This is a genomic window from Candidatus Cloacimonadota bacterium (assembly GCA_019429305.1).
Classification (GTDB): Bacteria; Cloacimonadota; Cloacimonadia; order Cloacimonadales; family JAJBBL01; genus JAHYIR01.
Window position 1 is genome coordinate 1 of the sequence record JAHYIR010000019.1, and the last position, 15270, is coordinate 15270.

General features: G+C 38.2%; 10 protein-coding genes. All 10 read right to left on the bottom strand.

Features of this window, described 5'->3' with window-relative positions; all coding sequences use genetic code 11:
- Positions 1–254 precede the first annotated feature (254 nt).
- Entirely contained in the window at positions 255–1406 is a 1152-nt protein-coding gene (gene ftsZ / locus K0B81_07360; GenBank protein ID MBW6516414.1) for a cell division protein FtsZ, read from the bottom strand.
- 93 nt (positions 1407–1499) lie between these two features.
- The gene (ftsA, locus tag K0B81_07365) at positions 1500–2783 is read right to left on the bottom strand and encodes a cell division protein FtsA (GenBank protein ID MBW6516415.1); all 1284 of its coding nucleotides are present in this window, start codon (positions 2781–2783) and stop codon (positions 1500–1502) included.
- A gap of 11 nt (positions 2784–2794) precedes the next feature.
- Positions 2795–3538, bottom strand: coding sequence for an FtsQ-type POTRA domain-containing protein (locus tag K0B81_07370; GenBank protein ID MBW6516416.1), 744 nt, complete (start codon positions 3536–3538; stop codon positions 2795–2797).
- 231 nt (positions 3539–3769) lie between these two features.
- Complete coding sequence (gene murC / locus K0B81_07375) at positions 3770–5152, bottom strand: UDP-N-acetylmuramate--L-alanine ligase (protein ID MBW6516417.1); 1383 nt, start codon at positions 5150–5152, stop codon at positions 3770–3772.
- Positions 5136–6248 carry an undecaprenyldiphospho-muramoylpentapeptide beta-N-acetylglucosaminyltransferase gene (gene murG / locus K0B81_07380; protein MBW6516418.1) on the bottom strand — a complete coding sequence of 371 codons (1113 nt, stop codon included), beginning with the start codon at positions 6246–6248 and terminating at the stop codon, positions 5136–5138. The genes murC and murG overlap by 17 nt, the downstream gene beginning before the upstream one ends.
- Positions 6242–7405, bottom strand: coding sequence for an FtsW/RodA/SpoVE family cell cycle protein (locus K0B81_07385; protein MBW6516419.1), 1164 nt, complete (start codon positions 7403–7405; stop codon positions 6242–6244). The genes murG and K0B81_07385 overlap by 7 nt, the downstream gene beginning before the upstream one ends.
- Positions 7395–8795 carry a UDP-N-acetylmuramoyl-L-alanine--D-glutamate ligase gene (murD, locus tag K0B81_07390; GenBank protein ID MBW6516420.1) on the bottom strand — a complete coding sequence of 467 codons (1401 nt, stop codon included), beginning with the start codon at positions 8793–8795 and terminating at the stop codon, positions 7395–7397. Before murD ends, K0B81_07385 begins: the two co-directional genes overlap by 11 nt.
- Before the next feature lie 17 nt (positions 8796–8812).
- Complete coding sequence (mraY, locus tag K0B81_07395; protein ID MBW6516421.1) at positions 8813–9916, bottom strand: phospho-N-acetylmuramoyl-pentapeptide-transferase; 1104 nt, start codon at positions 9914–9916, stop codon at positions 8813–8815.
- On the bottom strand, positions 9916–13044 hold the full coding sequence (locus K0B81_07400; GenBank protein ID MBW6516422.1) for a UDP-N-acetylmuramoyl-L-alanyl-D-glutamate--2,6-diaminopimelate ligase: 3129 nt from the start codon (positions 13042–13044) through the stop codon (positions 9916–9918). The genes mraY and K0B81_07400 overlap by 1 nt, the downstream gene beginning before the upstream one ends.
- Positions 13020–15248 (bottom strand): PASTA domain-containing protein, encoded by a 2229-nt coding sequence (locus K0B81_07405; protein ID MBW6516423.1) that lies wholly within the window; start codon positions 15246–15248, stop codon positions 13020–13022. The genes K0B81_07400 and K0B81_07405 overlap by 25 nt, the downstream gene beginning before the upstream one ends.
- Positions 15249–15270 lie beyond the last annotated feature (22 nt).

Genomic DNA, 15270 nt, shown 5'->3' on the forward strand with positions numbered 1-15270 from the left:
ATGGAGTACTCCCTCAATGATGCCTGCCATTTTGGTGCAGAAGACTCAGGTTGATAACTACGAGGGAGTGAATGGGTGAGAAGGCGAATATTGATCGATCACTCAGATTGAATAAGATCATTGTACTAAAAAGGAAAGCAGGATCCGGGATGAATCCTGCTTTGTTTGTGAGGTTTTTGGTGAATCTTCGAGTAAAAGAAGAACCGAGGAAAACAACTCTTCGTGGCTGCTTCCGAGGGCGACGGAGTCAAAAGTTAGTCAGAAAAACGTCTCATAAATGCCGGAATACCAATATCTTCATTTTTAATGATTTCTTTCTGCGGTGTATGAGGTCTAGGATTATCTATATCAAGTTCTTGAGAATTACCAATTCTCTTAAATATCTGTTTTAATTCATTATTAGATTGATCATCATTTTTAAAATGTATCAAGTTAGGTAATGTTTTATCTTTTATAGCAAGACCAGTAGCGAAGATCGTGACACATATTTTACCAGTCATCTCTTCGTCGATAACCAAACCTGTTATAATGTTAGCCGAGGGACCACTTTCATCGTTAACAACTGACATAATATCTTCAAATTCGGTGAATTTCATGTCATTACCTATAGTAATATTCATTAAAATAGCTTTACAGCCGGTCAGAGATATATCATTTAATAATGGATTAGAGATAGCTTCCTTTGCTGCTCTTACCGCCCTATCCTCACCTTCGCAGATACCTGTGCCCATAAGAGCATAACCCATATTAAATAGGACAGTTTTAACATCAGCAAAATCGACATTGATATAACCGCTGCGGTTTATTATATCTGACATGGCTTTAGCTGCATCATAGATAATACTATCAGCTCTTTTAAATACTTCAAAGATAACCATATCTGCGCAGATATTACTTAGTTTATCATTGGGAATGATTATGTAACTGTCAATATTCCCTCTTATCCTCGACAGACCGTTTTCATAGTTTTGCAGTTTTTTGACTCCTTCTTTTTCAAAAGGAGAGGTAAAGATTCCAAGAGTCAGGATATCCATCTCCTTCGCTATTTCAGCAATAACCGGAGCAGCACCAGTTCCAGTTCCTCCCCCAAATCCAGCTGCAATGAAGAGCATATCTGTACCTTCTAAAACTTTTTTAATCTCTTCCTGTGATTCTAAAGCTGCTTCCATGCCTATATCAGGATTGTTACCAGTACCATGCCCTTTGGTAAGTTTCTGTCCTAATTGTAGTTTTATTTTTGCTTGGGATTTTTTTAGATCCATGACATCGGTATTTGCCACTATGAATTCAACACCTTGAATACCTTTTTCTATCATGGTATTAACAGCATTGCCACCCGCACCACCGACACCAATAACTTTTATAGTTGTCGAAAAAAAACCGGGACTTTGATCAAATTCTATCATAATTGCCTCCTCTTACTCCTTATTTTATTGTTTAAATCCTATGTCATTCATTCTTCGATACAATTGGATTCACCAATCACTCAGGATGACATTCTAAAAGAAATCAGCGATGTTATCATATATAGTTTTTATAATGCCTTTTGTCATTTTGACAATGCTTCTTGCCGGGGGGATAACATTATTATCTACCTCTTCTGCAGCAACTAAGTCAGCAGCGTGATATAATAATCCGACAGCTGTAGCATATTTGGGGTCTTTTAAATGTTTGGTTGGATTATTCAAGCGGGAAAGATCAGGATACCCAATTCTGACCTCCATATTAAAAACATCTTTTGCTAAGTATTCAATGTGTGATAAGAGAGAAGTACCCCCAGTAATTATTAACCCAGCAGACATATAATCATGGTACTTAATATTAGCGATCGAGGTATAAGCGATCTCTAATATTTCTCTCACTCTGCTCTCAATGATCTTAATAAAATACTTTAGTTTTTGAGGTTTTTGTTGCCTGCCACCCATCCCTTCAACTTCTATGACAGCATTTTCATCTACCTCAGAATCTATAACATCGCCATATTGGATCTTAAGTTTTTCAGCAAATTTCTGGGTTGTAGTAAGCCCTAAAGCAATGTCATTAGTGACGTTGTTGCCTCCCATTGGCTTGATCAGACTGAACCGGATACTGTTTTTATAAAAGCAGGCGATATCTGTTGTACCTCCTCCAATATCAAGCAAAACGCAGCCCAAATACATTTCATCGTTCGTAAGTACAGCTTTACTGGAAGCGACCGGTTCCAAGATAATGCTTTCCGGTTTATATCCGATCAATTCGAAGCATTTATTGACATTTCTCAGGGCGTTGATGTCTGAAAGGATCACATGTACGTGGGCAGTAAGAATATAACCGCTCATATCAGCGGGATCTATAATATTATCCTGATTATCAACCTCAAAGTACTGAGGGATGGCATGAATTATTTTTTGACTCTTATCACCTTCTTGGGTAATAACTGATTCTTCTGCGTTCCTGATCACTTTGAGAATATGTTCCTGATTGATCTCTGCAGGTTCTCCTCTGATGGGATCAGTTAATGATAACCTGCTGATAGCATTGGTACTTTTTATATGTTCACCGGCAATACCAACGAAGATATTTGATGCCTTGATCTCAGCGTTTTTCTCAGCAATTTCGAGTGCCTTTCTGATCGAATCGGAAGTTTTGCGGATATCTTTGATGATCCCATTCTCTATACCGACTGACTGAGCGTCACCCACACCCAACAAATCAAATTTGCCATTATCCAGCAACCGGGCAATAATAACTGAGATCTTTGTCGTTCCCAGATCCACTGCAGTGACAACTGTTGTTCGTTTCATTATCTTCCTCCCTACCTAATTACTACTTGACCGTCAAATCTCGGATCAACTGTTGAGCGACGATTTAAGCCAATATTATCCATGACGAACTCCAGCTTCTGGATACGCTGAGGAAAGTCTTTGTCTCCAAGGATAACTTTGCTACCTGTCATGGACTCTATAAGATAGATGTTATTGTTTTGGATATAGTATTCAGAGATCGATCTTTCATCAATGTTGCTTTTTAGGATAAGCTCATGAACATTGAGGATCTTCTCAATATGATCGTCATCAAGGATACTACCGGTAGTCAGATCACTGACACTTAATCTACTATGAATTATTGGGAGATCTTCCTGAGGATAGATCCCTTTGGCATCCAAGATGATCCTCTGTATATTCAGGGGAACTAATGAACCCTCTATGGTCCTGATATATACATAGCCGATCCTTTCATTGATCATTATTTTTAACCTATTGGGGAAGGATCGGCTCACTCGCAAGCTTGCTATACGCACAATATCTTCATATTTATTACTGACATTCCGGACCGGGATCGAATAGAGATTTTCTCCGATGAATTCGGCAGCCAGATCTTGTAAGAAGTTCTCATCAAGGTTCTGATTACCAACAATAATTATTCGGTGGATATTGAACATACTTAGATGCCTGACCAGATGAGAAAAACCCATGATCATAGATAAGAAAAGGAAAGCCAGTACTATGAATAACAGATAGTACCTGCTGTTTCCTCGTCTTTTTCTTAGCTTTCTCATCTTAATTTACCTCTTAATTAGCAATCAATACACATAATGAAGTCTATGTTATAATACGTTTGTCATATCGACTGGAGAAAGAGACACGAAAGTGGATCTTGCGTAATGGAGAGATCTCAACACCGACTAACATTAAAAAAAGCAAGATTATGTATGCTTCACTATGGTCAGTGATGAGATGTCTCGACTTTGCTCGACATGACAAAAGGGTGACAGATGGGCAGATTGTAGTCATGTTACAGACACTCCAGAAAGAGAGTTAAGGAGTAGTTCACCATATTTATAAATGTCACCTGCTCCCAGAGTAATAATAATATCATCCGGTTTCATTATTGAACTGATATAGGGAACGATCTCATCATTATTATATATACAGGTAACATTTTGATGCCCTGCCTGAATAGCTGCCTTAACTATTAACTCACTCGTTATACCGGTTAATGGTTTTTCACGAGCTGCATAGATCGGTGTAACAACTAAAACATCGCTCGAAAAAAATGAAGAGCCGAACTCTTGATAGAAATCCCGTGTTCTGGTAAAGAGGTGAGGTTGGAACACTGCGACTATTCGCTTACCGGTACTTTCCCGAATACCCTTTAATGTTGCCATTATTTCTGTCGGATGATGGGCATAATCATCATAAACGAGAATATCATTATACTTCCCTTTTAATTCGAATCTACGGTAAACACCGGTAAACGACTCGATAGCTTTTTGGATCACTCTGAAACTAATATCGAGCTCCTGAGCAATAGTTAGAGCCAGTAAAGCATTTTGAATATTGTGAATACCCGGGATATTTAGTTTGACTCTTCCCAGAGGGGTATCTTTAAAGATAACATCAAACTCAGAGATAAAATTGTTCATCTCAATATTAGATGCCTTTAGATCAGCAAGCTCTGATATACCATAAGTGATGATCCTCTTATTCAAAAAGGGAATAACAGATTGAACACCATGATCATCCAGACAAGCTATAATGCAACCAAAGAAAGGTACCGTGTTGGCATAGGTAGTAAATGCTCTTTTAATATCATCAAGATTCTCATAACAATCAAGATGATCTGCTTCGATGTTGGTAATTCCTGCGATAATAGGGGTAAGAGATAAAAAAGAACGATCGTATTCATCTGCTTCAACAACAATGAATTTGCCGCAGCCCATAACATTGTTAGATCCGAAATTTTTAACCTTACCTCCAACAATAACAGTAGGATCTAAATCTGCTTCTTTTAAGATCAAACCAACAATAGAGGTAGTAGTGGTTTTCCCATGTGTCCCAGCAATAGCTATACCGTAACTCATCCTCATTATTTCAGCTAACATTTCAGCTCGGCGGATAACAGGAATGTTCTTATTTAAAGCAGCTGAAATCTCTGGATTGTCATTTTTAACGGCAGAAGATTTTACTACAACATCAATATCCTGAATGAAAGCAGGATCATGACCGTCATATATTGTTATTCCTCTCCCTGCTAAATGATCTGTAACCTCCGATCTGTACAAGTCTGAGCCGCTTATGATGAATCCCTGATTGTGCAAGAATTCTGCGATACCGCTCATACCAATTCCACCGATTCCGACAAAATGGATCTTCTTAGTTCTCCCTAACATTCTGTCCCTCTTGAGCTTTGTTCTTGATAGAAGTTGTGATTATGTCAGCGATCTTTGCTGCTGCTGTAGCATGTTTGGAACCTATCATATTACTGCGGAATTCATCCAGCTTAGATCTAATTATATTGATTGATTGAAGAAACTTTGCTGAAGTTAACTCAGCTTGCTTGATCATTATTACTTTTTTCTGCTCCTCCAGCTGTCTGGCATTATGGTATTGATGATTGCCTGCTGAATGGGGAAGAGGGATAACGATAGCAGGTATTCTCATATGCTCTAATTCAGCTAAAGTAAGAGCACCGGCACGGGACACAGCAATATCGGATCTTCGATAAACTTCCTGCATATTAAAAGAGAAGGGGAATATTTCAATTCTCTCATCACTATTAAGATTACCGAGCATTTCCTTTACTCTTTCATAATTACGTTCACCTGTCTGCCAAATAATATGCATGTTAAGTTTGAGAAAATCCGGAATGGTCTCAATGATAGTATCATTAATCGCTTGTGCTCCTTGGCTGCCACCAAGTATTAAAAGAGAAACAGATGTATCAGGGGAGGTATTATGATGCACATCAGCTTCTCTGGTCATAGTGAAACCTTTCTGCAAGGGATTGCCTGTATATTCGCAACTGCTATTTGGAAGATAATTCATTGCCGATTCGTAGGCGATAAATATTTTCTCCGCTCTTTTCCGCAACAACCTTGTTGTTAATCCGGGATAACTGTTTTGTTCCTGTAAAAAGATAGGTATTCCTTTGGTGGCAGCACAAATTAATATTGGAGCACTCACAAACCCACCTGTGCCAATTGAGCAATCTGGTTTATACTCATCTAAGATCTTATTACTTAATATATAACTCTTCAAGAATTTATACGGGAATTTTAGATGCTTCAAAGTAAAACTCCTATATAATTTCTGAACATCTATAGCTCTGAAAGGAATGCCTATATCCTTTACTATCTTCTCTTCCATACTGTTTTGATTGCCTACAAATAAAATATCTATGCCTCTTGCCTGCAGTTCTTCTATAATAGCAATTGCTGGGAAAATATGTCCACCTGTACCACCTGCAGTTACGATAATTCTTAACATGCTCTTCTCTCTGCTGTGATGTTTAATATCAGTCCAATACTTAATGAATTCGCGATCAAGGAGGTTCCACCATAACTCATAAATGGCAAGGTTACTCCTGTTGAGGGGAGTGCTGCCATTGCTACCCCAATGTTAACAAAGGCATTAAAAAAGATATTGAGGGTCAGCCCGATGACCGCTAACTTGAGAAACAGGTCTTTAAGTTGTAAAGACCCCAATAGACCACGGAAGAGGATAACACAGTATAGAATAAATACGACCATAGCACCAATGAAACCATACTCTTCACCGATAATGCTATAAATATAGTCGGTTCTTGACTCTGGTAAATAAAAATGCTTTGCTTGTCCATAGACATGGGATGTGCCAAATAAACCTCCCGCTACCATGCTGATCAAACTCTGTTTAACTTGATAATCGTCAACAGAGATATTAGCCACATCTTTGTTGATGATCCTATAGATCAGCGAGTACTTTTTAAACAAATCCATACGAGATTCACGATATGATGCACCATAACTCAGAATACCGATAAAACCAATAGATACTATCAAGATAATAGCTGCGATCGTAGAAAGTCTGATCTTAGAGATCCATAATAATGACATCAGAGTCATGGCTGAGATAACAATTGTACTGAAATGTTGCTGCTTGAGTATTATTGCGAAAGTAATAACTGATACAACAATTAACGGTTTAAAGTATTTTATAAATCCTTTCGGATCGGTTTGGTCGATCAGATCTTGTTTTTTATCTAAAAAATAGACGAAGTATAACACCAGCATTACCCTGACAAAGATACTCGGTTGAAAATTCATTCCGAAGAAAACAAAACTCCTTCTGGCTCCATTGATTACTGCACCAAATTGGAGAACAAGAACAAGCAAGATTATATTAATAAAAGTTAGTAAAGGAATGTAACGGTGTAGTTTTTTGATATCTATCACAGTAAATGCATAGAACATTGTGATTAATGATAAAGATACCCACAGCAGCTGCTTCATAAAAGTACTCATATTTGGCTCGGTAACTGAACTAATATTGAGGTTCATGTATAGTCCCATTAAACAAAGAAGTATGTAAGCAATTAAGATATATGAATCAAAACCAACGATTTTATACTTCAGAGGGCTCTTAAGTGAGTAATCATTTTTCATTTTTTATCAACTCCTTAACTATGGTGCGAAAAACATCGCCACGGTGTTCGAAATTTTTATACATATCAAAACTGGCACAGGCGGGAGATAAAAGAATCACTTCTCCTTTAGTCGCATCTTTATAAGCTGCCAGTACTGCATCTATCATCGTCATATGAGTACTGATCCGTTTTTTAAGAGATAGGAAAGCTAACTGCATCTTCTGCTTAGTGTTCCCGATAAGATAAATCCGCTTAACATTTTCTTTCAAATAGGGTACTAAAACAGAATAATCTTCACCCTTTTCATACCCTCCGGCTATCAAATGAATCGGTTTATCGAAAGCTGTAAGAGCATATTTAACCGAATCTGTATTGGTTGCTTTAGAGTCGTTAATAAACTCAATACCTTTTATTTCACCAATTTTTTCGAGTCGGTGAGGTAGTGGTAAGAAAGTCTGGAGAGACCTGTTAATTATGTTTATATCTTTAAGCTCGTTACTAACAGCCAATATTGCTGCCATTACATTCATTTTATTATGTATTCCTAATAGCGGAATATTGGAAGTATTTATCAATTGACTATCTTTCTCTCTTCCTTCCCAGATAATCTCTTGCCCCTTCATATAAGCCGTTTCTTCATTTATTTCTGGTATATGAACTTTATCTGTTGCAAAGAAACTCTTTTTCGAAGCAATGGCATCAATATTAGACATTATCCTCTTATCTTCTGCATTGAGGACAGCTTTATGCTCAATTCTTTGATTTTTAAAGATCCTCATCTTGGTTAATATATATTCTTCAATACTTTTATGTCGATCGAGATGATCAGGAGAAATATTTAAGAACACTGCTGTGTCAGCAAGAAAAATATCAATTAATTCTAATTGAAAACTGCTCAATTCTAATACAAGGTAATCAATACCCGGTTTATCGATTGGAAAGGCACTCATGGGATTCCCGATGTTACCGGCCAGTATACTTTTCAATCCGGCAGATTGTAGTATATGATGGATCAGCGATACGGTAGTACTTTTCCCATTAGAACCGGTTACAGCAATGATCTTACTCGACCTATCCTTAATGAGAAAACCAAACTCGACTTCACTAATAATCTTGATGTTCTTCTGAATAGCTTTTTCAATTATTTTATGTTCGGTTGAAATGCCTGGACTGACGATTAGCAAATCACAATCAAGAATTTTATCAGAATTCTGTCCGAATTCAGCATAAGGTATAAGTTTATTCCATACTTCTTCATTATAACGAATAAGGATATCATCTCGGCATTCTTTCTCTGACTTAATATCACTTATAAACAGAGAACCGCCATACTCTAAAACTTTCAGAGCAGTCGCCACTCCACTGCGAGCCATTCCTAAGATGCCAAATTTCAATCCCTTAATTTCCATATATCCTCAACAAATGATTACCTGAGTTTAATGGTTGCTAAACCTATTGCTGCGAATAGTGCAGCTATGATCCAAAACCGAACGACGATTTTTTCTTCCGGTATCCCTTTCTTTTCAAAGTGATGATGCAAAGGGGCACAAAGAAATACTCGTTTCCCTGTACCTGTTTTAATTCGCGTATATTTGAAATAGTACCTTTGGATTAAAGTAGATAGTGCTTCCATAATAAATACACCACAAACAATAGCGAAGAAGATTTCTTCCTTTAGTAAGAGAGCTAAAGTAGCCATGATGCCGCCCAGAGTGAGAGAACCAATATCTCCCATAAATACTTGAGCAGGTTTAGAATTAAACCACAGAAAACCAAGAATAGTACCAATGATCGCTGCGATAAAAACAGTCAATTCTCCCGCTTCACGAATAAAATTCAGTTGCAGGTATTCTGAGTGATTAACATTACCCTTAATATATGCCATGACACCGAGAGCCAGAGCCGCTATCGCCAGAGTACCTCCCGCTAATCCATCTAATCCATCGGTAATATTAACAGCATTCGAAGTTCCGACGATCATCACTACTACAAAGGGGAAATACAACCAACCCAAAGGAAGCAAAAAATCTTTGAAAAAGGGCACACTAATAGTCGTGAAAGCTTGTCTGTCCGAAGTTCCAAGATAAATTGCCAACACTACAATTACTGAGAGGGAGATCTGACCGATCAGCTTATAACGAGCTATTAATCCCTTCTTATAATTCATCATGTTCTTCAGGTAATCGTCAATAAAGCCGATACCACCCAACCAGAAAGCAACCAGAAGCATTATGAGTACATAGCTGTTAGTCAGATTATTCCACAAGATAACAGCTAAAATCAAAGCTGTAAGGATGATCAAACCACCCATTGTCGGTGTACCGTTTTTACTTTGATGCGTCTCCGGAACATGCTCATTTATCGTCTCTACAACCTTGCCCTTTTTCAGCATTCTGATCATTTTGGGACCAATAAAGAGAGAGAAAAGCAAAGCAGTGATAAATGCAGCGATTGCCCTGAATGTGACATAACGGAAGACATTGAAAATTATAGATTGCTCTACTAAGGGCGAAAAAAGATGATACAACATTACAACCTTCCTTTGATTTTTTCGAGGTGAATACTATGAGAACCCTTGATGAGTATGACAGCTTTTTTTGCTAAATGAGCGAGAAGATCCGAAGCTAAAAGAGCTTCGACATTCTTAAAGTGTCTTTCTCCTTCATATAGCTTAGATAGATTTCCTACGGTAATTATCTGAGGTACTATTTGATGATGTTTGCTCCTATCAGTTATATGATCCCTTATCTCCAGATGATATTTTTCTGAATCGTTACCTAATTCCAACATATCTCCGAGAATAGCAATATGAGGTTCTTTTTTCTCACGTAGCAACCAATAATCTATTGCCAGTTTCATACTGATAGGATTGGCATTATAACAATCTGAGATAATCAGACGATCTTTTTCGTAATAGATCTCCATTCTGTCTTGGAGCGATACTGGTAAATCTAATCCTGACTGTATAGTCTCTCTCTCAAACCCGAAGTTTTTAGCAAGAGCAACTGCAAAAGCTGCATTAAGAATGTTAAAAGGTAGATCAGAAGCAATCTTGTATGATTCATTATTGAGCACAAACCTACTGTTATTTTGAGCCAGATCTATTATCTTAACAATATAGTTTTTATGGTGTTTAACCCCTTTTTCTTCAAAACCTATCCGTAATAGATTTCCAGGAAGATCATCAAAATAAGGATCGTGAAGTGGTATCAGAGCAAACCATAAATCTCGCTTCAAGAGAGCACTCTTTTCGCGAAAGACCCCATCCAGATCCTGTAAAAACTCTAAATGAGATGGTCCAATGTTAGTGATAATTGCTATTTCTGGTTCACAGATGTCGGCTAATCTCTGAATTTCTCCGAAATGGTTAGAACCCACTTCGATAATTGCCATGTATTGATAACTTGATAGCCTGAATAGCGTTTTGGAGACGCCTAAAATGTTATTCTCATTGGCAAAATTTTTCAGCACGGGTTGTGATTTAATCGATAAGATATTATAACAGTATTCTTTTGTTGTAGTTTTCCCACTACTTCCTGTTATTGCAACAATCGGTACATTAAAGAGAGAACGATACTTCTTTGCTAATAGAGAATAGGCATCCTGCGCATTATTAACCCTAATGATCCTTTGAGAATCTAATGTATTCTTCACACCTTCAAATTCAAAATCTTCATCAACAACAGCCCAGTTATTCTTAAATTTTAGAGCTTCTGAGACGTACTTATGTCCATCAAAGTTTTCACCCCTGAGAGCAAAAAAGAGAGAATTGTCACCTATAGTTCGTGTGTCTGTTGACACACTTTGAAATGTCAAATTAAGTTCTGTTAGCCCCCTACTCCTGAGAAGTTCAATTCGTGAGCTGTTATCGTATAACATTATATTCTTATTGGTTTTTTGTTGCTGAGAGCAATAAGCATCGAAATCCCTATTTAACTCCAGCAGCAATCTAACCTGTATTAGATCAAGAGGTACCGATGTTCTTATAGAAGCTGGTGAATGGGATAAACAGAAACTAACAGGAGCATCGCTCTCTCGTTCCCTCGCTCTCCGCCCTTCGCCTTTCGCCCCCTCGTATCTTTTACTTATGGCATCCTGACTGATCAGATAGTCATCGAAGGGAATTTTTCCCGAGGAGAGCTCTTGATAGGTTTCGTGCCCTTTACCGGCAATGAGCAAGATGTCTTTCTTGCTGATCAAACTGATAGCAGTTCGAATGGCTTCCTCACGATCTACTACAATCCAGTAGTTTGACAAAGGATGAAGGTGACCGATCAGATCAATAATTATATCAAGCGGATTTTCACTTCTTGGATTATCCGATGTGATGATAGCATAGTCTGCATGTTGCAGGATAGCATTAGTCATCTCCTTTCTTTTCCCTTTATCCCTATCTCCTCCAGCACCAATAACAGTGATCAGTCTTCCTTTTGTCTCAAATTCCGATAGGTCACGGTTTTTTCCCTGCAGTACACTTTTAAGAGTGCTGCAAACTGTCTTCAAGGCATCGGGTGTATGGGCATAATCGATATAACAAGAGATGTTATGATCATTTGCTACTTTTTGCAATCTACCTTTGATATAAGTTGGCAATGAAGTGGTTATTCTATCTAAATCGAGTTGAGGAGCAGCAATTTTGCTTGCTGTTACAGCAGCCGCTATATTGAAAGCATTATGCACCCCTAATAAATGAGTTGAAATTTTTATAGATTTCTTCTGATCTTTGATGCTATCAGTAAACATTTTATCAGTCAGATCCAAGTTGAATATAGTTTCTGACAGATCTCTTTTATCAACCCGAAATGATATATCCCCCTCAGTTTGTTCCGAAATAGAGTATTTTGCTCCTTGATACTCATTGTATAACTTTTTCCCATAAGGGTCATCTATGTTGATCAGGGCTACACTGGCTTTGTCCTTTAGATATTTGAAGAGCTTCTTTTTACTTTGATAGTAATCTTCCATATCTTTATGAAAGTCTAAATGTTCCCGGGTTAGATTAGTAAACACTGCTATATTAAATTTAAGTCCATATACACGATCGAGTTTCAGGGCATGTGATGAGACTTCCATTACTACGAATTTGATCTTTTCCTGCCGCATTTTTTGCAAAATTTCATTCAATTCAGTTATATCAGGAGTTGTACGTTCCAGCGAATAATGTTCACCATTGATTGAATAACCCAAAGTACCGATCGTCGCAACTGATAATCCCTGTTTCAGCATGATGTTTTCTATGATCTTGACGATTGATGTCTTCCCGTTTGTCCCGGTAACACCGATAAGAAAAAGATCTGCAGAAGGGTCATTCAGATAGAGAGCAGCTAATAAAGCTAAAGCTTTTCTGGTATCCGAAACAACGATTTGTCTAATCTTATTTTCTGTATCTTCTTGCTCGCAGATGATCAATTTAATACCATCTTCTATTGCCTGTTTGACAAATCTATGACCATCAAAATTACTTCCTCTGATACAGACAAAGGATCTGATAATTCGTTCTTCGCCCATCGCCCTTCGCGCCCTCGTATCTGTGACAGGATAATCTACTAATAGAGAGTAATCATCAACTGAAATATTCCGGAGTGTTCTAAATAATCCGGCAGATCTCAGTTGATCAATGACCTCTCTTAGAGTTATAGATTTGCTTTGATCCTGCATGTTGCCCCAACATCTATACTTCTACCGGCTGGTATTGACTGATAGGATACTACACCCATCCCTTCAACTACCAGATGTAGATTAAACTTCTTAGCTTCAGCAACTGCTTGCCGTAAGGTTAACCCTATAAGGGAGGGCATTACTTGCTCAGCCGGCTCTTCCTCAGCCATTCGGCTTGGATTCTCAGCCACAATAATAACGATCTGTTCCTGATCGATCTGTACTCCCTGCTTTGGCAATTGGTTAATGATGACAATATTATCCGGATCGGTTACACCTTCGATCTGGTATTTGATATTATTACGCTCCAAGATATTTTGAGCTCTGCTCAGCCGCATTCCTGTTACATTAGGCATAGTGACAAATTGCTGTTCCTGTAACCGTATTTTAGGTACAATGTTATAATCGGGTAAAGCGAGTATCTGTTCGGTGATCTTGCGGAATGTTACTGTGGCTGAAGTAGAGGCGTGTCGATATCTATAAGATGGTTCATCGTAGAGAACCAAACAAACGAGTCTCGGATCTTCTGCAGGGTAAAAACCGACGAAATTCGCTATATATTTGTTTGAATATCCTACCTGACCTGCTGCCTGTTTTTGGGCAGTTCCCGTTTTACCGGCGATATTAATATAAGAAAGCTTTGTGGCTGTACCGGTTCCATATTCAACAACATCCTGCATTATCGTTTTCAGAGTATCAAGAGCTGCTTTGTTAGATAGGGTTCTGATCCTCTGTGGTGAGTTCTCTCTGATCAGGCGGTGATTCTCATCAATAACCCGGCTCACGATATATGGACGCATTAACCTTCCTTCATTGGCTAAAGCACCGTAAGCAGTAATTAGTTGCAAAGGGGTAACAGATATTTCCTGACCGAATGAAATTGAATGCAGAGAATAACCTTGCCAATCTCGCAGTTTGCGCAACAACCCGGCACTTTCACCATACAAGTCAGATCCGGTTCTATTACCAAAACCAAACGATATCATCGTGTCATACAACGATCTTGACCCTATCCGATCTGCTATCTTGACAGTACCAACATTACTTGATTTAATAATAACATCTCTGGCAGAGAGATCATGAAACTCCTTGGCATCACTGATCGTCCTGCCATGTTCTGTTGTATATTTTCGACAATCAAATATCTCATTGGTTTTAACTAACCTTTTTTCTAAAGCAGCCAGCATAGTAAAGGGCTTGAGAGTAGAACCCGGTTCAAACATATAGGTAGTTGCTAAATTCAATGAAACTCTGATCTCAGAAGTTGAGCGATCTTGATCAGAAGAGGTTATGCTCGACATTGCCAGTATTTCGCCTGTTTTGGGGTTCATAACGATGCCAACACTATTTTTTGCTCCAAAGAGTGTTAGCCCTTCTCTTAAATTCTTCTCCACGATATCTTGGATCCGGTAATCTATCGTTAAGATAAGAGAATTTCCGTTCTTCACAGCTTGTCTGCCAATGTTCGGTATTTTGATCGGGTTTCTCCGCCCATCAAAAAACATCTTATCCCACCCATAGACTCCTCGCAGATCCCTGTCGTAGATCTCTTCAATTCCATTTACACCCTGTAATTGACTCAATTCTGAAAGTGGCTCCTGAGTGCTTGTATAAATAGCGTTACCGATAAATCGAGAGCCGATATTCCCTTTGGGATAAACTCTCTGCTGCATACTATACTTCTTTCTTAAACCGGACTGATAGTTTTTTTTCTTCAACTCCCGTTCAATAGCTACTATATCTGATTCTTTTATTCTATCGTTTATATAAATACTCGACTGACCAGTCGGGCTGCTTAACCTGTTCAGAACCGCCTGTCTCGATAAATGAGAATTTGCCGAGATGATATTGGCAATATTTCGGTAATCCTCTGGCAATTTATTCCGGTCATTTTCCCTAAAACTATTTAGCATAGATCGGTCGTAATCTATCTGGTAAAATCTTACTGTCCGTACTAAAAGTTCACGGTTCCTATCATATATATTGCCCCGTAGAGGAGTAATTAGCGTTGTTGTAGCTTTGTAACGGGGATCATTCAGACCATGCAGATTGAGTATCTGCACTCCGAACAGATAAAAAGTCCAAAAGATAATTGCCCATGATATCAAGAACATAAAAGCAAAAAAACGTTTCATCATTCTTTTGTCTTCAGCGCTCTTCAGAGCTTCTCTTAATGAATATTGTTTTGGTTTCTTAAATTTCATAATTCATTCTTCCCCTTCACCC